Below are 21949 nucleotides of genomic sequence, written 5' to 3'. Positions count from 1 at the left end.
GACCGCTTCCATAATTCGTGGGTGGGCAGTCACGGAAGCGTCCGCGAGTGGTTCATACAATTTGTGCAATACTACAACTTTCAAAGACCGCATCAAGCGCTCGACGGACGAACACCGGTCGAGGAGGCGACTAACTAGACAGTGCCATCTATCGCAATAATTCATTTTAATAATATATCATAGGATAGATCTCATCTGCTCCGGGTAGTTCGACTCGTCACTCGTCGCAGTCGCCGGTAGTCACCGGTCGGGGGAGGCAAGATGAGGCTGACCGGTCGGATACGGTGTTACCGTCCGCGTTCGATGAGGCCCTTCATGTAGCCGATTGCGAACAGTCGGCCCATGTCAGTGTACCCCGCATGCGCTTCTGCTCGGTCCTCCTCGCCGAGCATCTTGGGGACGTGGTCGGGGCGAATCGCTCCGTCGAAACCGATGTCTTGGTACGCTTCCATCGCCGCCGCCATGTCCGTGGGCCCGTCGTCGTGCCACGTCTCGACGAACGACTCGGGTGTCCCTTCGACATCGCGGAAGTGGACGAAGTGAATTTTCTCTCCGAGGCGTCGAATCGCCGACGGTACGTCTTCGCCCATCGCGGCGAAGTTCCCCTGACAGAACGTGACGCCGTGGTTGGGGCTCTCGTGAAGTTCCAAGACGCGCTCGTACCGTTCGAGCGACGTGACGATGCGGGGGACTCCCCGAAGCTCCTCGACCGGCGGGTCGTCGGGGTGCAGCGCCATCTTGACGCCCGCCTCCTCGGCGACCGGCACGACTTCGTCCAGGAAGTACTGGAGGTTGTCCCACAGTTCTTCCTCGGTGATGCCCGCCGCGGGGTGGTCCTCGGCGCGCTCCAGCCACTCGTGGTCGTACCCGGTGACGAGCGAGTCACCGCGGTCCGGAATCGAATCGGAGGTTCTGATGACGCCGACGGGGTTTTCCGTCCACACCCAGCAGTACACGTTGATGCCGAGGCGTCCCATGTTCCGAAGCAGTCGTTTCACCGTCTCGATCTCCTCGTCTCGACCCTCCTGACCGAGGACCGTTCGCTCCATGGGCGGGCGGTCCTCGACGACGTCCAGCGAGAATCCGTGGTCTGCGAACCGATTTCGGGTTTCGAGTAACGTCTCGTACTCCCACCACTCGTCGACGCCCCAGAACCGTACGACGGCGCTTTCGACGCCGAGTTGCTTGGTGAGGGTCCACCGTCTGTCCGGGGAGGGGGGCAGCATCACTGCTGGATTCATACACTCACATTCCAGACTCACTCCGACTAAAAGCGTTTCGCACAGATGACGGTGGTGTCGTCCGCCGAGTCCACGAATCGACGTCGATAGCGCCTCTCTCACCAGTTCTAGGTCTATAACGTATCTTCGTGAGATTGTGGTCCACTCATAGTGGAACGGGTTCGTTGGACTCGGTGAAACGACCGGGTGGACTGCGCTCAGTCGTACGCGTACTTGACCTCGATAACGTTCTTCCGGTCTCTGAGCGCTGGGAACAGCTCGTCCACGATTCGGTCGTCGTTGAACCGCTCTTTCGGTCCAGAAAGCGACACCGCGCCGATGACCGTCCCGTCGCTGACTAACGGGACCGCAATTGACCGAATCCCGTCTCTCCGCTCTTCGTCTTCGAGCGCGTAACCCCGCTCCCGTATCGCCTCAAGTTCTTCGAGGAGCGCGTCTCGGTCGCTGATCGTGTGGTCGGTCTTCGCCGGAAGCCCGTACTCGTCGACGATTTCGGTCACCCGCTCGCCGGGGAGTTCCGCGAGAATCGCCTTTCCGAGCGCGGTCCAATGCATGTGCGTGAACTCGCCGATCGGCGCGTTGTCGTACACCGCCTTGTCGCCCTCGGCCTGGTAGACGATGACCCGCTGTCCGTTCTCTTCGACGCCGAGATTCGCCACCTCGCCGGTCGACTCCGCGAGGTCCTTGATTTCGGACCGCGACGCGTCGTACACGTCTAAGCGCCCCCGGGTGACGCTTCCGTCGCGGAGGAACCGAAGGCCGAGCCGGTACCCGTGTTCGTCCTTGACGACGTACCCCGCCGCTTCGAGGGTTTTCAGATGCACGTGCGCGGTACTGGTCGGCACCCCGAGCGCGTCCGCGACGTCGTTAATCCGCACCGTCCCTTGCTCTCGCAGAACACCGATTACCCGGTACGAGCGCATGACCGCCTTCACGCGCTTACCACCGTCTTCGCTTTCGTTGGGTGCCATAGTTCGCCTTTCGGAGCGGGACAGATAAATTCTACTGATGGTGGAAGCGCCCCGCGAAGCCGGTAGCTACCGCGACCAACGCCGTCGAACGTGGGGTTTCCCCTCACTGCCGTCGTACCGGTACCGTGTGGCGTCTCTCCGATGATTTACGAATATTCATAATTAATCCGAATCGGTGGGTGATTCGACGGGATAACTTCGATTCCCGCTCAATTAGACACCTGTGCTCGCGCGGCGCACCGGGTACGGAGCCGCTCGCTCGCATTGCTTGACTCTACTATTAGTAGAACTGCGGTCCACCGCGGACAGCCCGACTCAGCCGCCGACTTCCGTTCCTGGCGGGTTCACCAGCACGAAACGGACCGACGGTGCACGCGAACTCCGCCGCTCGCGTCCCGATGACACACCGGTCCCTGCGACGTCGCTTCGGATGGGGCCGGCCGTGCATAGCAGGCCTACCCGTGTAACTCATGGGTGGCCCCGGGCATCCGCTTGAGTAATTCGTTTTCAGTGAGTTGTAATTACAGCGCTAAGACTGTCACGGTAATCACTTTGCGCCGTCAATTCGGGGTCACTGCGCCCGAAGTCGTCTACGTATCCGGGATATCCTGTGCGTTCTCGCCGGACAGGCCGGCGACGACGTGGTCGGTATACCGACCGGTGTAGGCGAGGAGCCTGCGAACGAGTTCGACGTCGATGACCTCCCGTCCGACAGCGGCCGAACGTCGGTGCAGCCAAGCGCGGTGTCGCGACCGCAATGACTCTGAAATATCATATATATGTCAATTCTGGATAAATACTAGTGAATCATACATTTTGTCGATTTCACCGTCTAGTTGGCCCCCTGAAACGGCGTTCTTCCGTCGAACGACTGATGTGGTCGTTGAAGAGTTAGTAATGAGTGAATACTGCAAGAGCCTAGCGGACGCTCAGCCGACTGCTCTCCCATGAACTGTGAAAACGGTCAACTCCCATTTTGAACGTGTGAATCGATTTTTAATCAGATTTCGGTCTGTGTAGTCTCCCGGACAGTTTTCCCCTAATCGAAAGAATGTAGTCTGATATTCGATGGTGTCATCCGGGAACGCCGACTCTGAACAGTCGTGTTTCTCACGGACTCCGTGGAGAAACGTAGCCATCAAACCAGTCCCTTGACGCTCGAACAGCGCAACGTCAAGGACCACTTTCGAACCGATATATTGTAGTTTGTGTCCAAGAATCCTCGCTATTGATCTTGACGCCGGTTTCGTCGACCGCGACCCGCTTAGCTGCGTCTTCGGCGGGTCAGAAACGCTGTTAGCCACTCGGTGTACCTACTGTCGGGTCGCCTGAAACGAACTATGCCGAGAAGCCGAAGACTCACTTCTGTCTCTCTAAGTGAAAGGCCTCGATACGTGGAAAATATCAACTATCATACTTCTGTTACTTGTTCCTCCACAGTGGGGAACTTGTCACTGAGTGCTCTATGTCTGTCTTCCTCCCCGAGATACGACTCAGATTTGCCAATGAAATATCTGGCTCTCTTGAAACCCTATCTGGACGACGTCAAATCGGATTAGGCCAGTGCGGCAGCCGCTACACAGATACGCGATTTCGACTTTCGAGCAGCATATCACCCCCGAATTAACGTATTTTCGGAAAGAACCCGCCCTCATGCCCTCCCACACGCGCCGCCAACTCCTCACAGCCCTCGGCTCCACAAGTATTGCGCTTGCTGGCTGTCTCTCGCCGTCTCGCCCCTCGGGAGATTTCGGAGACGTCGCCGGAACGTGGCCGATGAGCGGTCGAAATCCCGGTCACACTCGACGGGTGGCGTCTGGTCCGACGGACCCGAAGACGGTCTGGCAAACCGACCTCAGTCAGGTACGGGCCACTGGCACACCAGCTATCAGCGCTGGGCACCTCTACCTTCCCGTCGACGCAATCTCCGATACGGCACGCCATCGGTATCGGATTCACGCGTTGCGCGCGGCGACAGGCGAGGAACGATGGCAGGTGCCACTTCGGTCGGAGCCGAACGGACCACCCGCAGTACGTGGTGATCACATCGTCGTGACGGCCAAGCGGGCGCTCGAAAAAGGTCGTATCATCGGCTTCCAGACGCGGTACGGTGACGAGGACTGGCTCGTCGACATCGACGCCAGACTCACCGCCCCACCCACGATTGCCGATGGAGTCGTCTACGTCCCCGACTGGAGCGGTCGCGTCCGCGCTCTCTCAGTCGGGGACGGGTCTGTGCGGTGGTCACACCACGTCGATGCGGAGGCTGGTGGGCGAACATTCACCGAACCAGTCGCCGTTCTCGATGGGACGCTCTACCTCGGCTCGCGGTCAGGAAAGACCGGCCTCGTTGCGCTGGACGCCACAACGGGCGAAAAAGAATGGGTCGAATCTACACGCGCGGTGACTGGTGGGCCGGTAGCCCATCCCGAGGGTGTCGTCGTGCAGAGTCATCAACTCGTGACTGCGTTCGACACCGATGGAACACGCCAATGGTCGTTCAACATCCCCGATGCTGGGGTGCAACAGATCGCGGTCGACAGTCAACACCTGTACGTGTCCGCCGGGGACACGGTCCAAGCGATCGATTGGAATGGGGAGGACGCGTGGACGTACGAATCTCCCGGAGAGCGGGTGGGAACTCCGACTGTCGCCGGCGAGACGGTACTCATCCGAAGCGAAAAACGGCTTGTCGCGGTATCTCGGGCAACCGGGGACGAGCGGTGGAGCACGACCTCCGGTGGCGCGGGTCGTGTAATCGTGACTCCAGAGGCGATTTTCTCACCCGAGTCAGACGGAAGCGTGGTTGCACTCGGAGAGAGCTAGGAATCGCCCCCGTAGTCGTGCTTCGGCGTCTTCCATTAGGGATGCGCCTCGACGGCCCTCTTGAAACCCTCCTCTTCAGAGACGTATTGCCTGAAACAACCGCTCGCTGAGTATTGCGTATCTCGCAACCGCCCTACATATCACACCGTCTCGTTCATGAAGACAGATCACCGGCGAGGCCAACGAACCCGACACTCACTCCCAGGACCATAATCAGGAGTCCAATTTGACCAAACGCGTTTGAATCCGCCGCGAATAGGTCTCGACCCGAGATAAGAAACCCCCCGAATAAAACGAGAAGAAGACCGAAGTCAAACGCACTATCACTCAGATTCCCCGATTGAGAGCGGTCACTCATGTCTCTCGATTGAAACCGTCAGTTTATATTCTTTTTTGATAGACTCATCCTCTGTACCGTCCACGGCAAGCCAAAGTGTGACTCCTGCTGGGGGTTCCAACAGAGCCGTCTCGACCGATCCGGAACTAACGAACCATCGCGTCCTGCTGCTGGCGAAGCGGTACGTCGTTCGCAATGGCGAAGTCCTCTCCACAGGCCCCAGTTCCTCCGAACCGATCCACGAGTGGGTTGTTCGTCTCCAAAGAGGGTTGTGGGATGATTCGCAGAAGCCAAAACTATTTCACATCGATTACACATACGTACTGACATGGCCCCCAAGAGAGACGGCCTTTCAGTACTCTCCGGCGGTAGAGTCGCCCTCGGGAAACTCGTCGCCGCCACCTCGGTATTATACACGTGGTTACAAGGAACCGTTACGAGTCGACCTCTGCTCAAGCGAATCTGGCACGGGGTAGTCGGCCGACGACGGAGGACCTCAGTTGCGGCGGTCCTCTCGGCCCCGATAGCGGCAATCGTGACCGGACCGTTGGTGGCCGCAACGTACGGCTACAGTCGCGTTGAACAGTGGGTTCTGGGGACGTTAAACGCGACGGACCCGAACGCGATTGCGGTCATTGGCATCGTCGTGCTGGTCGCGGTCGCTGCAGCTTTCGCCGCCAGAAATTCCGGGTTAGTGCCCACAATCGGTCTCACTATGGGGCCGATATTTGGGATCGGTCTCGCACGCTATGGGATGATGGTCGAACACTTCTCGCCGAGTAAACTCCACCGACTCTTCGGTGCGACGGGGATGCACTTCGAGACAGTCGGTCCGCTGGAGACCCTCGGAACTGCCGTATTCCTCGCCTGCTTGTTCGGTATTCCCCTCGGGACGGTCGGGTTCACGCTCGGAACGATCAGTCGGAAAATTAGCGGTCTGTTCGGCCGCCGTCGCAACGGTACGCCCTCGAAAGCGTAGCCCGTAGCTCGTTTCTACTTGAACTTCGGCTCCACGGTTCGACGTCGGAACCACGATGATACGGTACGCGCGAACCCTGCCTTGGCTACAGCCGAGCCAAGTTACGTTCTATGCGGTCTCCGAACTCACATCCGTGTCCGGCCGCTCGTCGAGGTCCACATCGACGACGACGGTGTTTTTCCGCTCCCGGTGGCTGCGGGGCGCACCAGGCTGCGTCACGCCTCACCACAATCTTTATGCACGGGATAATATAATCTACTGCATAATGATTAACCGAGAGCGGGAATTAGAATGGCTGACCTCACATCTCAAACGAGATGACCGGCAGTTTCTCGTTGTGTACGGCCGCCGTAGAGTTGGGAAAACGACGCTCGTGACGACAGCACTCGATTCGCTCGAACAGGAGACCCAATATTACCTTTGCGACCAGCGAGGACCGCAACACAATGCAACGCAGTTTGCACGACAGTGCGCGGATCACTTCGACGATGTTCCACCCGACGTGGACACGTTTCTGGATGCGTTTCGATATCTCAAGGGACGGGCTGACGGCCCGTTTGTCGTCGCGTTAGACGAGTTTTCCTATCTCGTAGGGGAGGACGAGACCATCCCGTCGGTATTCCAGACTATCGTCGACGAGGTGCTCGCTGACACAGACATCTCGATCGTCCTCCTCGGCTCGTCGATATCGATGATGGAAGAAGGCGTGTTGAGTTACGAGAGTCCGCTCTATGGACGCCGAACTGGACAGTGGCGACTCGAACCGCTCACCATCGGTGACGTCTCGAAATTCTTCCCTCGGTATGATGCTGATGCGACAATCCAGACGTACAGCGTTCTCGGTGGGGTGCCGGCGTACTTAGAGCAATTTGACGGGACTCAAGACCTCTTTTCGAACATCGAACAGCACATCCTCTCCAAGGGCGCGTTCCTCTACGAGGAACCCGAATTCCTCCTCCGACAGGAACTCCGGGAACCGACCACTTACATGGCGATTCTTGAGGCGATTGCCAACGGTGCAACTCGTGTGACCGACATCGCGAATAGCATCGATAAGAAGGCAAGCGGCATCTCACGGTATCTCCAAAACCTGACTCAGTTAGCGCTCGTCGAGCGCGAAACGCCGGTCACAGATCCCGACGGACGCGGTGTCTACAAACTGACTGACCAGTTCGTCCGGTTTTGGTTCCGCTACGTCTCGCCGAACCGGGGAACACTCGAACAAGGGCGAACGGAACCCGTCCGAGAATCGATTGCTGAAACAGTACCGACGCACACGAGCTTCGCGTTTGAAGAGGTCTGCCGACAAGCCGCCCGAGCGCCGTCGTTCCCAGTTTCCAGTTCCCGAGTCGGTCGCTGGTGGTACAGCGAGCAAGAAATCGACGTGGTCGGATTGAATCCGCAAGCGAAGTCGCTGTTTCTCGGAGAATGCAAATGGACCACTAGCCCCGTTGGCCGGTCACTCCTAGACGACCTCGAAGCGACTGAACCGGACGTGCGTTGGCAAGGTTCCGACCGAGACGTTGCGTACGGGCTCTTTTCGCGGTCCGGTTTCACGGACGAACTCGTGGAGCGCGCAGCGCAGCGTGAGGACGTCCATCTATTCACCCCGTCAGATGTGTTGGCGCTGTTCGAGTAGGCTCCCGCGTTTTTGTCCTCCGTACGGGACGGCCGGTCCTCTGTCCAAAATACGCGATGCCGTACGCCGCTGCATTCCATCAGCCGACCACAAAATATCTAACAGCCAACACGAAACTGATAGTAGATGCCCTCCCCTCACCGTCGCCGATTCCTTCGTGCTTGTGCCGCCGCCGTTGGGCTCGGAACTGCTGGCTGTCTTGGTTCCGAGGTGCCTGCGGAGACGACGACAGGGACCGAGGCCCGGACAGAAACGGGAACGGAGACGACCGCACGTACCCAACCCACGCAGCCAGACCCCCCAGTCGTCTGGCGGCAAACGGTCGGGTCAGAAATCACGACTCCCCCGACGAGTACCGGAGATCGTCTCTACGTGGGAACGAAGTCCGGGTCTCTCGAATCGCTGAACACTACTGATGGAAGCAAACAGTGGTCGTATGACGCGGACACCGAACTCCGTGGTTCGCCGGCCCACGTCGGCGAGACGGTGTTCGTCATTGTTGGAAAGAACGATTTGTTCGAGAACCACGGCGTAGTCGCCCTCAACGCCGAAACCGGAACCGTGGAGTGGACGTTCAGCCCCGAGGCATGGTGGCTGGAAATTCTCGGCGTTACCGAGGATGTGCTGTACGTCGGGACCGAAGACGACGCGATTGAGGAGGCCGGTCAGACGCTCTACGCGCTCTCCGTCGCTGACGGAGCAGAGCGGTGGTCCGGCGAGATCGGCGACCCGTCTGGCGGACTCTTGACCGCTGAGACGATCTACGTTCCCACATACGGTCGCCTCTATGCGTACGATACAGCAACCGGTGAGCAGCGGTGGACTGCAGCGGTCGAAGATTATTCGTACCAGACGATTGCAGCGACCGACGAAACAGTCTGTTTCGTTGCCGACGAGGGCGATACCCGTGGAAAGCTCATTGCGCTGGATAGCGAGACGGGTGAGGAGACGTGGAGTCGCGACGACTGGGTCGCGACGTCGACGACGCTCCACGGTGACACTCTCTATGTCGGCGGCCAACACATCGCCGCATTCGACCCGGAAAGCGGTGAAAAACAGTGGCAAGCAGCCGAGTCAGGGTTCGTCCCACGGGTACCAGTTCAGGACGATGTTCTCTTTGCCGGTGGCGGAACGGTGCGAGCGTTCGATACTGAGGGCGGTACTCTCAGTTGGACGTGGACCCCCAACGAGGGCGTTGAGGGTGTGGTACCGTCTGTGACGATAGGTGACTCGTTGTACGTCGACTCGTGGGGGAGAGACGACCCGCGGAACCGATTCAAGTTCGCGCTTGATGTATCGGCAGGTGAGAAGCAGTGGGCGTTCGAGGATGGTTCCCAGCTTACCGATCTGTCGGCTGATAGCAATCATGTCTACGTCGGGTCTGCAAAGGGTACGGTCTATTCGCTGCAGTAGTCTCCGGTCACAAGTCCGGTGTCCGCTGAGAAGGCATTCGTCAACGGCGGAACTGGGTAGCGAGCGCATTACATAGTTCGACGCTCGACCAATCTACGTTGATGTGGCCCTGGGGACACCTGTTATTCGGCGCTCTCGCGTACTTCGGCTATCGTCGAATGCGACAGTTGGGCATCTCACGGGTCGGCGTCGGACTGTCGCTCACGCTCGGCACGCAGTTTCCGGACTTGGTTGACAAACCGCTCGCGTGGTACGTCGGCGTGTTACCGAATGGTCGGTCGCTTGCTCACTCCATCTTCACCTTCTTTCTCGTGGCGATCGTCCTCACTCGGATCGGGCGGAGGGTGGACCGAGATGAAGCGGTGTTCGCCTTTCTCTTTGGGTACTTCACGCACATCGTCGGTGACGTTGTCCCGCCATTGCTCGACGGCGACCTGTACTACGCGACGTTTTTCCTCTGGCCTGCACTCCCGGCAGTGGACTACGGTACGGAGCTCACGTTGCTCCCCCGACTTCAGGCGTTAGACCCCTCGCCAGCGCTCTTCGTCCAACTCGGTCTCCTCACACTCGTCGCGATAGGCTGGTATCTCCGAGCGCGCACTGCCCACAGCTGACCTGCTCGAACGCCGTCACTAGGTGTAGCGGTGACAATTAACACACAGTGTGAACCGCTGATGTATCAGATATACAGAATAGCTTAACGCGGGGTTAACAAACGGTTTCTGCGAAATTATCGTCAGAAAATATGTATTAAGAGACCGTTTTCCCTCGGCGAAAAAAGAATTTCCAACTTGATAACTATAATATCCTGTAACTATCTTGATTGACCAGTAGCCGAGTCCAGTATGTCGATTACATAGATTATTTTAATAAATTAGTTATATGACTATCTCAATTATATATAGACGATATATTGATTGAACCCGTCTACAATTAGAAAATTGAATTTATCTTAATCGCTAGCTTAAATTCGCAAAATTATAACGTGGTATTATCCTAGACATAACTCATTTGTTCAATTAACGTGCCAATATTTACAAATTCATTCAAAAAAGACATTTATACTCCACTGCCTTTCACGAAACTGTACCTATGAGAGACGACGAATGTCCGGATACACCGGACGAAGAAACGAACGCGAAGTCCCTCCACTGCACTCGCCGGAATCTCATGAAACTGTCCGGCGCCGGTGCCTTGACAGCACTGGGCGTCTCTAGCATCGGCGTGGGCTCTGCGGCAGTGACTGAAGGAGGCCCCGCAAACCAAGACGAATGGACCCTGACCTTCGAAGACGACTTCGACGGTGATTCTCTGGACACAGAGCAGTGGTCTATCGGTTGGGGCTGGGGAACCGGAACGACCATGAGTCCGACCGAAGTGGTCGAACGCAACGTCGATGTCCGCGACAGCAACCTCTATCTGAAGGGAACGCACGACGGAGACCAACCGTACGCGGGCGGAGTGAACACGAAGAACAAAGTCACCTTCGGCCCAGGCAGTTACTACGAAGCGAAGATCAAGTTCGCGCGGCGCGAGGGGTTCCAGAACGCGTTCTGGTCGAAGCCGAACACCGAGGCGTGGCCGCCTGAGATCGACGTCGTCGAACTGATGCAAGACGGAAGTGGGACGGACGATACCCATCGGTCACGACACCACATTCATTACTCGACCTCAACGGAGCCGGGAGACAATTCCACTCACGTCGGCCCCGGCGGCGGATACACGCCGGGTGACGACCTGACTGAGAACTACCACATCTACGGAGTCGAGTGGCAAGAAGACCGAATCACTCACTACGTCGACGGAGAAGCGGTCTGGGAGTCCACGGATAGCACCGCCATGCAGGCGATGCAGAACGGTGGTGTTCACTACATGATGTTCTCTCTGAACATCGACAACGTCGGCACGCCCGACTACTCGGTGCCGTGGGGCGAAGAAGTCGCGATCGACTGGGTCCGCCTCTGGGACCACTCGGGGACTAGTTCGGACAGCTCCACGACCGACTCGACCACTGACACGACCAGTCAGACCGACACAGAGCATTATCTCTGGGCCCGGTCGGGTGACGGCAACCCGGTCACGTTCGCGTTCGAGGCGAGTGGCGGGAACATCGGAATCGAACCGCAGGACACGACCGAGGATTACTGGGTCGCTGAAGACGGTACCGTCGCGGGTGGGACGACCAGTAAGACGTCGTCACTCCCCGGATTCCGGTTTACCGGTGACATCACGGACCTCAGGTTCGACGGCGACCTCGACATCTATATCGACAACTCACCGGTCAACACGGCCGACTTAGTCGACGATTCTGAACCCGGCCCCTACAGGCCGTCTGACCAGAGCCAAACGTCGGACTCGACGCAGACGACGACACTTCCCAACACCATCACCATCGACGGGAGTGGGTACAGTAGTTCGACCTCCTATACCGTCTCTGTGAGCGATGCGCTCGCCGAGACCGACTCGATTACGAGCGAAGACTCGGTCTCTGGGACGACCGCAAGCGGGGCGGTCGGTGCCGGGTCAGACACGTACCGATTCGAAGGCGATGTGACGGATATCGCGCTCGATGGACCCGCAGACGTCTACGTAAATGAGTCGCGCGTCGACCTCCTCGTCATCCGCCGTGGGTCGAACAGCAACGGGACCGTTTGGTACCTCGTTGAAACCGATGGGGCCGTCCAGAAGGCAGAGACGTCGTCGGGTGTCGCGGACAGCGGCGACGACGTCGGCAACTCGAAGATTCACGGGTCCGTGAAGGACGATTCGGACGCGTATTGGCTGTTCGATGGGAGTGTCCTCGACGTATCGACGTACGGCGGCGACGTCGTCGCGACGCTCAACGGCCAAGAGCTCTAATCCGTAGTAGCGCAGGCTACATCCGGATTCGGGGCTGTTGGAAGCACGGAACTGACTTTTTGACGAAGCGGCTTTGTGTCTCTACCCCCACAGTAGTAGCATGCGCTCGGAGACCTACAGCCGTGTGACCGGTGAGCGGCACCCGTCGATATCCCTCGGAGACTCTCTCGCCGGTGGTGGCACGACGGCGCTGTCGGTGAAGGGGGTTGTCACGCTCCTCGGAGAGCTCGTCGCAGTCACTCCGCGTTCGGACCTTCGTGCGAACGGGTGAGAGGTATTCGGAGATATGAACCGACGAGAGTTCCTCCGAGTGTCAGGGGCGACAGCCGGCGCTGCCGGCGCTGGTCTCGTCGTCGGCGGCGTCGTACTGAATCGAGAGTCGCTCGCTGATCGGTACGGAGACAGGCTTCGCGCACGCTCACCGGGGGAAGCACACTGGGAACTCGCTTTCGAAGATACCTTCTCGGGCGACTCGTTAGACGCCTCGTCGTGGTCAATCGGTTGGGGCTGGGGGGTCGAAACGTCCACGAGTCCGACTCGAATCGTTTCAGAGAACGTCCGAACGGAAGGCGGGTCACTCCGGCTCCGAGGGACACACGAACGGGGCGAGATACGATCCGGTGCCGTGAACACGAAGAACAAGGTGACGTTCGGACCGGGAAGTTATCTCGAAGCCAGAATCTCGTTTGCGGGGCGAACCGGCTTTCAAAACGCGTTCTGGGCGAAACCGAACACCGAGGCGTGGCCGCCCGAGGTCGACGTTGTGGAGATTTGGCAGGACGATTCGGGGTGGGACGATAGGCACATTTCGAGACACACCGTCCACTATTCGAGTTCGAGGGAGGTGGGCGACCGCTCGACACATAGGAACCTCGGTGCGTCGTATACGCCAGGTGGGGACCTCACGCGGGAGTTTCACACGTACGGTGTCGAGTGGCAGGCCGACGAGCTAGTTCACTACGTCGACGGGAAGGTCGTCCGAAAGTGGCTCGGCGAAACGCTACTGACCGCACTGTCCAACGGAGCCCCGTTTTATTTCATGTTCTCGCTCAATATCAACAACATCGGCACCGCCGACCAAACAGAGAGGTGGGGGGAAGAGATGGTGGTCGATTGGGTCCGACTCTGGGAGGATACGTCTCTGTAGACACGGTAGCTAATATCGTGGATAAAACACATCTGTGCCATAATTTCAACATATATTGTATTTTCCTCCGGAATACTTTGGGATAATTTGATATATATCAACGATCAATGGAGTGACGTATGGTCACTTCCCAAGAGTTACGGAAAGGTCTCGGAAGCCTTCCGGGATTCGTAGACAGATATGGTCTCTCAGGCGGTTTGCGTCGGTGGTTCGGAATCGTGTACCACCGTTCGACAGGGAATATCACAGGTCGTAGCGTCTTCGAGGAGGACTGGGACGTCTGTATACTCTTGGACGCGTGCAGGGCGGACGAACTCAGACGTCAATCGGACGGCTACGATTGGATACAGCGAGTCGACGACTTTCCCTCCGTAGCGTCGTGCACGTGGAACTGGCTCCCCAGAACCCTCGAACGAACGCCGGAAGACGTTCTTCAGGAGACGGCGTACGTGTCAGCCAACCCCTTCACTGACGAATTCTGCGACGAAGACACCTTCGGTGAGTTAGACGAAGTGTGGCGGTACGCGTGGGACGAGCAGTGGGGAACCGTCCGGCCGAGGCCCGTCACTGACAGAGCGATACACCACGGGAGGAACGCCGAGACAGAACGGCTCTTGGTTCATTATCTTCAGCCGCACGTCCCGTTCCTCACCGAAGGCGCCGAAGCGCTCGACCGCGCGAATTTCAGTTTCGGGAGGGAGAGTAATCCCGACGCATGGGACCGCGTGACGAGCGGAGAGTTGTCGCAGCGGGTCGCTATCGACCGGTACAGAGAGACACTCCGGTTCGTCCTCACCGACGTAGACCTCCTCTTACGGAACGTAGACGCGGAGCGGGTCGTGATTACTGCCGACCACGGCGAGGCGTTCGGAGAGTGGGGCATCTACGGGCATCCGAATCAGATCGACCTCCCGTGTTTGACGCAGGTCCCGTGGGTGACGACGACGGGAACAGACGAGGGGACACACACGCCCGCATCGTACGACACGCAACCGAGCGACGTCTCCCGCGACGCACAACTCCGCGCACTGGGGTACACCGAGTGACGGGAACCGGTCACGGAGTCCGAAGAACGGCCTGTTTGCCTCCCGACTCGTGCGCTCCGACGAGGGCGCTGTACACGTCGAGATACTGTTGCGCCACGCTGTCCCACGAGAGTTGCTCGCTCATCCGGACGCAGTTTTGCGACATCTCGGACCGGGCGGACTCGTCTCGAAGCACCGTCTCAAGAGCCGAAGCCAGCCGCGTGGGGTTCTCCGGGGGGACGACGAGCCCACAGCCCTCGTCTTCGACCTGTTCGGGGAACTCACTCGCTGTCGATGCTACGACGGGTTTCCCGAACGAGAACGCGGTCGAGAGAACACCGCTGTGTCCCTTCGTCCCGCTCTGATCTCGGTACGGCATCACGACGACTGTGGTCCGCGCGAAGAACTCCTTGACTTCGTCATTGGGGATGAACCGACGGTGAACCTCGAAGTTATCGGGATACCGTTCAATGGTCTTGCGCACTCCGCTCGGAAGCTGTCCGTCCCCGGCGATAATCAGATTGACATCCGGAATCGTTTCGCGGAGTATCTCGACTGCATCGACGAGTATGTCAAGTCCTTTCGGGGGAACGATGTTCCCGAAGAAGAGAAGCGTGTTCTCCTCGGGTTCACGGTCGATATCCTCGACGCCGCCGAAAACTGAGTACGCCCCGTGTGGGATGACGACGACGCCGTCCGCGTCGAATCCACGGCTTACGAGGACCTCTTTTTGTCGCTTCGTGTGGACGACAGTCCGGTCTTCATCGAGAGCTGGAATCGTGAGGTTGAGTATCTCTTCGATGAGGACGGGAGGGCGTGCGAGGCTGAAGCGGCTCACCGGCACTTCGTGTCGGGTCGTCACGAACGGATAGTCGTCCACATCGTGGAGTTTGGCGAAAAACTTCACCTGTGGGAAGATTCCGGTACTGTCGTGAATGACGTCCGGGTCGTACTGCTCGATTTCTTTCACCGCGCTGTATGAGTACAGGCCTCTGAAGATGTTCAGTGGATTGATATCTAACTTGTACAGCCCGGGCATCGAGATGCCGATCGGATCGAACGCGTTCACGAGTTCGATATCGTCACAGAACAGATCGTCCGCCGACGTTTCGGTCGGTTTGAACACCGTCACTTCGGCGGAATTCGCAACGCTGTTTGCGAGTTCGGCGGCGTAGTGGGGGAGCCCACCCGTGCTCTGTCCAACGATATAGAGTACGTGCATGGTCAGAGGCTGATGTCCTTCCGAAGCGTGGGACCGATGAGTTTCGTCACCGGAATCGGGAGTCGCTTCCAGGCTTCCTTTATCGGTTTGTAGGCCGATTTGTCCGGATGTGGAAGCTCAACCGGTCCGTTCGGGTAGTAGTGAAAATCGTCGTACTGAGTCTTCTTTCCGCCGAAGCTCTTTTTGAACATGTACACGCCCGTCCCCTCTCTCGTCCGTCCGAGTTCGTAGGATTGGTACCCGTTTTCGTGTGCGTGCTCCATCGATTTCCACAGTAGGAAACTCCCGCCCTGAAGGTCACGGTACTCGTAATCAGTGATGACCCCCCACTGTGAGACCGTTGACCCGCAGCCGAGATTCACGATGCCGTTAATCGCTCGTCCGTCGTGTCGTACCAGTCCCAGATGGAGTGTTCCGTGGTCTGCGAAGGTTTCCCAGACCCTTTTGAAGAATTCGAAGGAGTGGGGTGGAGACCCGTGGCCTCTCACCGACTGGAGATACAGCTCATAGTACTCGCGTAATTCGTCGAGTGACTCTCCGACGACGTACTCCAGGTCGTTTTCCCGGGCCTGGTCGATTTGCCGTTGTCGACTCTCCTTGAGACCGTCCCACATCTCATCGTGGTTGACGCCCACCGGAACGTCGAAGGTGACGAACCGATTTTCGTGTTCGAACCCCTCGAATTGCGCGTGGTCGACGGTCGTCCCACGGAGACTGACGAAATCAACTCCCGCGTCGTCCGCGATACGTTTCGCCTGCCGGACGAGATGCGTGGTCGTCGACTCCGGTGCGTCGTCGGCCAAGATGACCGACCCGCGTTCACCGTACGGGGGTGAGACGATCTTCGAACCAAAGAGACGGCTTCGAATCTCGACGAGGGGGAGTGCGCCGACGATGTCACCCCCATCTCGGGCGGCGAGCCAGTGCGTGTCGTGTCCGTAATTCCGACTGGCTTCGCGCCATCCCCACAGTCCAAACGGGGGACCGTCGTTCGATTCGACGAAGTCGTTCCACTCGCGCCTGTCTGTACAGTCCGTCACCGTCAACCGCGTCTTTGTCTTGCTCGTACTCATCTTCAGTGGTGGGAGGTTCCCTTCGAGACCTCGTGATTGGTTCGGGGCCGCGGTTCGTCGAACACGTCCTGCCCAAGTTCCGCACGGATCAATTCGCTCACTGGTCCGAACTCGAAGGTCGTGAGGAGCCGTTCAACTTTGTCTGCTAACCGCTCGATTCCCGCGAAACTCACCGCTCGTTTGTGGAACTTCGGTTCCGAAACGGGGACCGACGGGTTGAACTCCCACGGGTGGAAGTACAGGTTTGCCGGAATACTCGACTCGTTCAGCCGACTGACCGCCCACTCGAACAAACGAATCGGTGTGACCCGCGCGTAAAACCCCCCACCGATGGGGAGTCGTAACATCGTATTGGTCACGGCGAGGGGCGATTCTACAAGCAACTCTCTTTGGCTGCCGACCGCCGCACTCGAATCGAACGGCCGTCCGGGATGCACCCGGTACGGTCTCAACGGCCCTCCGGGGACGCCGTACATCGGCGTCTTCACCGGGAACACGCTCGAATCGTATCGGTACTCGCTCCGTGCGAGGACTTCGAACCCCCATTGTGTTCGTCTCGTCAGCGAGAAGTTTGGAAGTCGAACCCCCATCGGGAACTCGCCCGTCACTGATTCGATTGCAGCACCCGACTCAGCCAGTTCCCGCTCGAACTCGCTCGGCGAGAGATCGAACAGCGGTCTGTGAGTCTGTCCGTGAGAGCCGATCTCGTGTCCTAACTCGTGGATTCGGTTGATGAGCCATGGGTACTCGTCGGCGACGTCTCCCACGACAAAGAAGGTCGCCGCGACGTCGTGTCTGTCGAGTAAATCGAGGACGATTTCCGTGGATTCTACGATACGGTCTATCGGATCTCTCACCTCGTCGACGAGGAGCGTCGCAGTGTGCCAGTGCTCCAGGTCGAAGGATATCGAATTCCGTACACAGTCGTTACGCTTCTCGCTCACACGTAAGACACGGGTTGACGGTAGCGACTATTGTTATATATTTGATAATCGGATTATTGCTGAGTTAGAGCGTAATGTCACCCGTCCTTATATCTTCTATTCGTCCCTAGACACCCGTCAGACACGGTTTCGGCGTAACTGTCTGCCTGTGAACGTTCCGGACGATACCTGACGCCGGACGGAGGGTGGCTCTACTCCCGCCGATAATCAGATAGCTGACTGACACTAACCATTAGGTGGCCTCCCGTCGAATACGCTGTTGCTAGCATGACAGATACGACTGCGTCCACTAGTGGCACGCCTCTCTCGAAACTGGCCGACCGACCCAACGTGAATAACGTCTTGGTATTCGTGTCCGACGCGATGCGGTACGACTTCCTCCCGGACGAAGTGCGACAGTTGGGGGTGACGGCGAAGGCGATCTCCGCGAGTACGTTCACGGCGTCTTCGATACCGTCGTTGACCACGGGCCTGTACCCGGCGACACATGGCGTCTGGATGTTCGACGACCGACTCCCGGAACGGCCGCCGTTACTCGACGACGATGCATATGACGTCGGATTTGACACGGAGACGGTGTGGATCGAGCTCGACGCGCCCGATAAACCACCACTCCAGATTAACCACGTGGATACCGAGCGGACAATCGAAGACCTCGAACCGCCGTTCGTCAACTTCGTCCACGACGTCGGACCACACGCTCCGTACGGGTTCGAAAACGGGGTATTCGAATCAACGAAAGAGTTCTTCCGAACGCACGAGAGGCGTCGTCCGCAGTTGGTGAACCTCTACCGCCAAGACTGTCACAACTCTGCACAGCGATTCCTTCGGCTGTACGAACGACTATCCGAGGACGGACTCCTCGACGAAACGTTAGTCGTGTTCACGAGCGACCACGGTCAGTGTCTCGGCGAATGGACCAACGGTGGGCGCTTTGGGCACGGCCACCCGATGGCCCCGGAGAACGTGGAAGTTCCGGTCGTCTTCGCGGGGGCGGGACTGCCCGAAGGCGAGACGTACGACCCACTTCTGAGCGGTGTCGACGTCGCCCCCACGGTCATCTCTGCGCAGCGCGGAGAACCTCCCGCAGACGTGGACGGTGTCGACCTCTGGCGGTCCACTCCACGACCGACCCGAAAAGTCCGTTCGGACGTCTGGCAGCACCTCGACGTCGACGTCGCGGGGAGAGCGGTCGAACTCTCCGTCTACGCCGCGACATCCGCGTGGAATCGGTCGGGCGGATACGTCTTCCACCGGAAGTCCTCGGTCCAACGACTCGGTGCGATCGGATACGACAATGTATTCCGGGGGTACTCCCCGGCGTGGCTCGGAAATCTGTCTCCGACGAAGGCGCTGAACATGCTCTCTATCGCCTTGACGAGCAGCATGACCTACGGTGCCCCGGATTTCTCAAGAGACGAAGCGCAACGCGTCGTCCCCTCGCGTCTCGAACAGGCGACACACGAGGCGTCAGACGCCGGACTCAGCGACGAGCAGAAGACCCAACTGCGCGACCTCGGCTATCTACAGTGAGCCCCCTCGGCGTCGAGTCCTGATTCACCCGATTCGTCTATCTGCAAACTCGCTTCCCGCCCTCCAACCGGGTCAAACGGTCCCCTCGTCAGCGGTCGAACGGAGGATACTCGGTCGACGACCGACTGGATTCGAACAGCCGACTCATCGAGTGGAGAATGATCGCGGTGAAGCAAGCGAGCAACCCAGCGAGCACGAACAGCGTCGAAGTGACGGCCATACCGAGTTGGAACTCACCTGTCGTCAGATAGTTAGAAATCGTGAAATAGGCGATGAAGATTCCGACGGTCGAACCGAAGAACCCGGGAACGCCGAGTGCAGTCAACGGGCGTTCGAGTTCGACGGTCTTCAGGATATTCGATACGAGAGACAACCCGTGTGCGATAGGATGGTGGCTACTAGCGTTTTCGACGTCGTAGTCTATCGTGACCCCTACCTCTTCGAGTCGGTAATCGTTGTGATGGGCGTGATACAAGATGTCGATACTCGCGTTCATCTGGTCGCCGATACCCGAATCTAAGTTGATCGAGCGTATCGCCTGGTCGTTGTATGCGCGAAACCCGCTCTGTGTGTCGGCGACACGAGACTCTCGCCTCACGACGCCCATACTCAAGTTGGTCATGAGGTTGATGACTTTGAGACCGAACCGTCGATAGAACGGTGCGTTCGTCGACGCCCCCGCCACGAACCGGCTCCCGATCACGATGTCGGCGGCGGTCTCGTCCAGCTTACGGAGTAACTTCGGGACGTCGTTCGGGTCGTGCTGTCCGTCCCCATCGATGGTTACGAGCCTGTTCGCGTTCCGCCTGTCCGCTTCTCTGAACGCCGTGTTCAACGCGGCCCCGTAGCCACGGTTCGTTTCGTGTTCGATGACGGTCGCACCCGCATCGCGTGCAGCGATGGCCGTTTCGTCACCGCTCCCGTCGTCGACGACGAGGACCTCGTCGACATACGGTGCGACGCTTTGTACGACGGACGCTATCGTCGTCGCCTCGTTGTATGCCGGAATTGCGACGATAGCCGGCGATTCACTCGCCGATTGTAACTGGTCGCCGTTCGCCCGCTCTCGCGGTCTCGCTGAGGAACTCTCCGTCAGTTCGACGGAGCCGTCCGAGTCTCTCCGAATGGGCCGGGAAAGGACGTCGGTGTCACGCTTGTTCGATTCGCCCACCGCGCCTGTCGTTGCATCGGCGTCGACGAACACCTGTTCGACGGAGTCGTTCAGGTGGGAGACGATGACGAGGGTCTGACCGTCGAGCGCGCTCGCGAACGTCTTGTACGGATTGACCCGCCCTGCCTCGATAACCGGGTCGACGACGGTTGCGCCCAGCTCGGAGACGACATCTAATTCGTCTTCGTCGATAGACCGCTGATACGTGACGAAGACGTCGAACCCGTTGTTTCGAGTGTGGACGACGTCTCGTGGCAACGTGAGGATGTTCTCGTCGGTCGCGACAAATCCGATAGCGGGTTGCTCAGCATCTCGTTCGTGTGACTCGTGTTCTCGCTTCATCTCCCAACCACCCCCCGTCCTCGTATCGACTGCCAGTAGCGGCTCATATTTTTCCGTGTTCCATCCGCATTCCAATCACTCATCGAGTCGTCTACCCGACCGCTGCCTCTGGGTACAGCGTCGCTCATCAAGCTTCGGACCGGTATCTCCGGTTAACACGTCAACTCACGACGTATTTAATCTATTGATTACTCTACCTCATGGAATTTAATACTAGAGGTGAGAAATTATGTCTGGTGGTAAGGTCACGATGTTCGATTTGTGCTTCGAAACCGAAGGTCAGGCGGCCGGTTCGCGGTCATTCGCCTTTCCGTCCCACTACCGTGGGGTCTTTGTTCGGTCGGTCGACGCGGAGTGTCGATATCTGGTATCCGAACCTCGATAATATGGTTGTAATCTCGCTTGCGTTGTCGTGCGCCTCCACGTAGACGAGCCGGCACCGTTGTCCAGTGAGTGACGATTCCAGCCCCATGAGTACGGACGGCGCAGTCCCCTGAACGTCGATTTTGACGACGTTCGGCTCGGGGATTCGACCGGCTTCGACGAGACTGTCTCCGGCAATCGTTGTCGTCGGTATGGATGTGAGCGCCTCTCCGGTGGGATACCTCGTGTCGAGCGATCCGTGTTGTGCACCCGCATCGAGGGTGTCGTAGAGGTGAAACCTCTCTTCCGAACTCCCGTCGGAGAGCGGTCGTTCGACGACGGTCGCGTCAATCGAGTTTTCGGTGAGGTTCCGTCGAAGCGACTCGGTGTTCGGTGGATACGGTTCGAAACCGACGACAGCCACGTCGGGGACGCTGGACCCGACGAGGCAGGCATAGATTCCCATGTTTGCGCCGACATCGTAAAAGACGTCGCCAGCCCGTACGTTCGAGAGCACGTGTTCCAATACTTCGGCCTCGTCCCGGATTCTGTGCCGAAGGTTGTTCCACTCGACGAACGTACGAGGGCGGAACGTGGCTGTCGCCTCTCCGCAGGAGAACTCGTAGGGCGGGTGGGTGCGTAGATACACCTCGACTGTCGTCTCGAAGAGTCTGTTGCCGACGCTGTACGCCGGGGTCCCCCACAGGAGGTCTCCGATTTTGGAGACGAAGGTCATCGGGGAAGACTATCGCCGGGAACGCGCAAATAGTTGCGGGTAGCACGCACCCGACGAGGAAGTCACCCCAATCGCAAGTCAATTTACGTTCTTGAGAGCCTCTTCGTTCAGCAAACACAGACTCTCAA

The 21949-nt window shown here is 58.4% G+C and carries 18 protein-coding genes and 1 pseudogene; 11 read left to right on the top strand and 8 right to left on the bottom strand.

Annotation, left to right across the window (positions count from 1 at the left end; all coding sequences use genetic code 11):
• The coding region (locus NDI65_RS10835) for an integrase core domain-containing protein (protein WP_310893653.1) at positions 1–138 on the top strand (138 nt) is incomplete at its 5' end.
• A gap of 149 nt (positions 139–287) precedes the next feature.
• Here the strand turns inward: NDI65_RS10835 and NDI65_RS10830 are convergent.
• The 3 genes and pseudogenes from NDI65_RS10830 to NDI65_RS10820 form a co-directional block, all read right to left on the bottom strand.
• A complete protein-coding gene (locus NDI65_RS10830) occupies positions 288–1241 on the bottom strand; it encodes a mannonate dehydratase (RefSeq protein ID WP_226908778.1) in 954 nt (317 codons plus the stop codon).
• Between the two features lie 197 nt (positions 1242–1438).
• A complete protein-coding gene (locus NDI65_RS10825) occupies positions 1439–2212 on the bottom strand; it encodes an IclR family transcriptional regulator (RefSeq protein ID WP_089780757.1) in 774 nt (257 codons plus the stop codon).
• Between the two features lie 832 nt (positions 2213–3044).
• Positions 3045–3599: pseudogene (locus tag NDI65_RS10820) on the bottom strand (DDE-type integrase/transposase/recombinase); the annotation flags it as partial.
• 266 nt (positions 3600–3865) lie between these two features.
• On the opposite strand from NDI65_RS10820, the gene NDI65_RS10815 reads away from it, so the two are divergent.
• From NDI65_RS10815 to NDI65_RS10775, 9 genes are all read left to right on the top strand, one after another.
• A complete protein-coding gene (locus NDI65_RS10815; protein WP_310893649.1) occupies positions 3866–5038 on the top strand; it encodes a PQQ-binding-like beta-propeller repeat protein in 1173 nt (390 codons plus the stop codon).
• A gap of 665 nt (positions 5039–5703) precedes the next feature.
• Complete coding sequence (locus tag NDI65_RS10810) at positions 5704–6354, top strand: hypothetical protein (protein WP_089780753.1); 651 nt, start codon at positions 5704–5706, stop codon at positions 6352–6354.
• A 265-nt stretch (positions 6355–6619) separates the two neighbouring features.
• Complete coding sequence (locus NDI65_RS10805) at positions 6620–7993, top strand: ATP-binding protein (RefSeq protein ID WP_042665786.1); 1374 nt, start codon at positions 6620–6622, stop codon at positions 7991–7993.
• A 126-nt stretch (positions 7994–8119) separates the two neighbouring features.
• On the top strand, positions 8120–9406 hold the full coding sequence (locus tag NDI65_RS10800) for a PQQ-binding-like beta-propeller repeat protein (protein ID WP_089780751.1): 1287 nt from the start codon (positions 8120–8122) through the stop codon (positions 9404–9406).
• Between the two features lie 101 nt (positions 9407–9507).
• A complete protein-coding gene (locus NDI65_RS10795) occupies positions 9508–10020 on the top strand; it encodes a metal-dependent hydrolase (protein WP_052368087.1) in 513 nt (170 codons plus the stop codon).
• Positions 10021–10768: 748 nt separating this feature from the next.
• Positions 10769–12265 carry a family 16 glycosylhydrolase gene (locus NDI65_RS10790; RefSeq protein ID WP_167344155.1) on the top strand — a complete coding sequence of 499 codons (1497 nt, stop codon included), beginning with the start codon at positions 10769–10771 and terminating at the stop codon, positions 12263–12265.
• A 100-nt stretch (positions 12266–12365) separates the two neighbouring features.
• Positions 12366–12536 carry a hypothetical protein gene (locus tag NDI65_RS10785; protein ID WP_157837761.1) on the top strand — a complete coding sequence of 57 codons (171 nt, stop codon included), beginning with the start codon at positions 12366–12368 and terminating at the stop codon, positions 12534–12536.
• A 15-nt stretch (positions 12537–12551) separates the two neighbouring features.
• Complete coding sequence (locus tag NDI65_RS10780; RefSeq protein ID WP_042665783.1) at positions 12552–13412, top strand: glycoside hydrolase family 16 protein; 861 nt, start codon at positions 12552–12554, stop codon at positions 13410–13412.
• 119 nt (positions 13413–13531) lie between these two features.
• Positions 13532–14458, top strand: a complete 927-nt coding sequence (locus NDI65_RS10775; RefSeq protein WP_089780748.1) for a hypothetical protein — start codon at positions 13532–13534, stop codon at positions 14456–14458.
• A 10-nt stretch (positions 14459–14468) separates the two neighbouring features.
• On the opposite strand, the gene NDI65_RS10770 is transcribed toward NDI65_RS10775, so the two are convergent.
• Genes NDI65_RS10770 through NDI65_RS10760 form a run of 3 tightly spaced genes read right to left on the bottom strand, consistent with a single transcriptional unit; the run spans position 14469 to position 17676 of the window.
• Positions 14469–15659 carry a glycosyltransferase family 4 protein gene (locus NDI65_RS10770; protein ID WP_089780746.1) on the bottom strand — a complete coding sequence of 397 codons (1191 nt, stop codon included), beginning with the start codon at positions 15657–15659 and terminating at the stop codon, positions 14469–14471.
• Between the two features lie 2 nt (positions 15660–15661).
• Positions 15662–16732, bottom strand: coding sequence for a GNAT family N-acetyltransferase (locus NDI65_RS10765; RefSeq protein ID WP_089780744.1), 1071 nt, complete (start codon positions 16730–16732; stop codon positions 15662–15664).
• Positions 16733–16734: 2 nt separating this feature from the next.
• Entirely contained in the window at positions 16735–17676 is a 942-nt protein-coding gene (locus NDI65_RS10760) for a polysaccharide deacetylase family protein (RefSeq protein ID WP_089780742.1), read from the bottom strand.
• A 363-nt stretch (positions 17677–18039) separates the two neighbouring features.
• Here NDI65_RS10760 and NDI65_RS10755 point away from each other — a divergent pair, with 363 nt between their 5' ends.
• On the top strand, positions 18040–19209 hold the full coding sequence (locus NDI65_RS10755; protein WP_310893648.1) for a sulfatase-like hydrolase/transferase: 1170 nt from the start codon (positions 18040–18042) through the stop codon (positions 19207–19209).
• Positions 19210–19297: 88 nt separating this feature from the next.
• Here NDI65_RS10755 and NDI65_RS10750 read toward each other — a convergent pair whose 3' ends face one another.
• A complete protein-coding gene (locus NDI65_RS10750; protein ID WP_310893647.1) occupies positions 19298–20413 on the bottom strand; it encodes a glycosyltransferase family 2 protein in 1116 nt (371 codons plus the stop codon).
• A gap of 607 nt (positions 20414–21020) precedes the next feature.
• Complete coding sequence (locus tag NDI65_RS10745; protein WP_089780737.1) at positions 21021–21821, bottom strand: FkbM family methyltransferase; 801 nt, start codon at positions 21819–21821, stop codon at positions 21021–21023.
• Positions 21822–21949: the final 128 nt, after the last annotated feature.

Source organism: Haloferax sp. S2CR25, from assembly GCF_031624535.1.
Taxonomy (GTDB): Archaea; Halobacteriota; Halobacteria; order Halobacteriales; family Haloferacaceae; genus Haloferax; species Haloferax massiliensis.
This window is presented reverse-complemented; position numbering and strand designations above follow the sequence as displayed.

What these genes read in the sequence shown, in the direction of transcription:
- NDI65_RS10775 (WP_089780748.1), top strand. Translation starts at nt 13,532, where the DNA reads ATGGTCACTTCCCAAGAGTTACGGAAAGGTCTCGGAAGCCTTCCGGGA.
- NDI65_RS10755 (WP_310893648.1), top strand. Translation starts at nt 18,040, where the DNA reads ATGCGGTACGACTTCCTCCCGGACGAAGTGCGACAGTTGGGGGTGACG.
- NDI65_RS10830 (WP_226908778.1), bottom strand. Translation starts at nt 1,241, where the DNA reads ATGAATCCAGCAGTGATGCTGCCCCCCTCCCCGGACAGACGGTGGACC.
- NDI65_RS10825 (WP_089780757.1), bottom strand. Translation starts at nt 2,212, where the DNA reads ATGGCACCCAACGAAAGCGAAGACGGTGGTAAGCGCGTGAAGGCGGTC.
- NDI65_RS10810 (WP_089780753.1), top strand. Translation starts at nt 5,704, where the DNA reads ATGGCCCCCAAGAGAGACGGCCTTTCAGTACTCTCCGGCGGTAGAGTC.
- NDI65_RS10770 (WP_089780746.1), bottom strand. Translation starts at nt 15,659, where the DNA reads ATGCACGTACTCTATATCGTTGGACAGAGCACGGGTGGGCTCCCCCAC.
- NDI65_RS10790 (WP_167344155.1), top strand. Translation starts at nt 10,769, where the DNA reads ATGAGTCCGACCGAAGTGGTCGAACGCAACGTCGATGTCCGCGACAGC.
- NDI65_RS10805 (WP_042665786.1), top strand. Translation starts at nt 6,620, where the DNA reads ATGATTAACCGAGAGCGGGAATTAGAATGGCTGACCTCACATCTCAAA.
- NDI65_RS10780 (WP_042665783.1), top strand. Translation starts at nt 12,552, where the DNA reads ATGAACCGACGAGAGTTCCTCCGAGTGTCAGGGGCGACAGCCGGCGCT.
- NDI65_RS10800 (WP_089780751.1), top strand. Translation starts at nt 8,120, where the DNA reads ATGCCCTCCCCTCACCGTCGCCGATTCCTTCGTGCTTGTGCCGCCGCC.
- NDI65_RS10765 (WP_089780744.1), bottom strand. Translation starts at nt 16,732, where the DNA reads ATGAGTACGAGCAAGACAAAGACGCGGTTGACGGTGACGGACTGTACA.
- NDI65_RS10795 (WP_052368087.1), top strand. Translation starts at nt 9,508, where the DNA reads ATGTGGCCCTGGGGACACCTGTTATTCGGCGCTCTCGCGTACTTCGGC.
- NDI65_RS10745 (WP_089780737.1), bottom strand. Translation starts at nt 21,821, where the DNA reads ATGACCTTCGTCTCCAAAATCGGAGACCTCCTGTGGGGGACCCCGGCG.
- NDI65_RS10815 (WP_310893649.1), top strand. Translation starts at nt 3,866, where the DNA reads ATGCCCTCCCACACGCGCCGCCAACTCCTCACAGCCCTCGGCTCCACA.
- NDI65_RS10785 (WP_157837761.1), top strand. Translation starts at nt 12,366, where the DNA reads ATGCGCTCGGAGACCTACAGCCGTGTGACCGGTGAGCGGCACCCGTCG.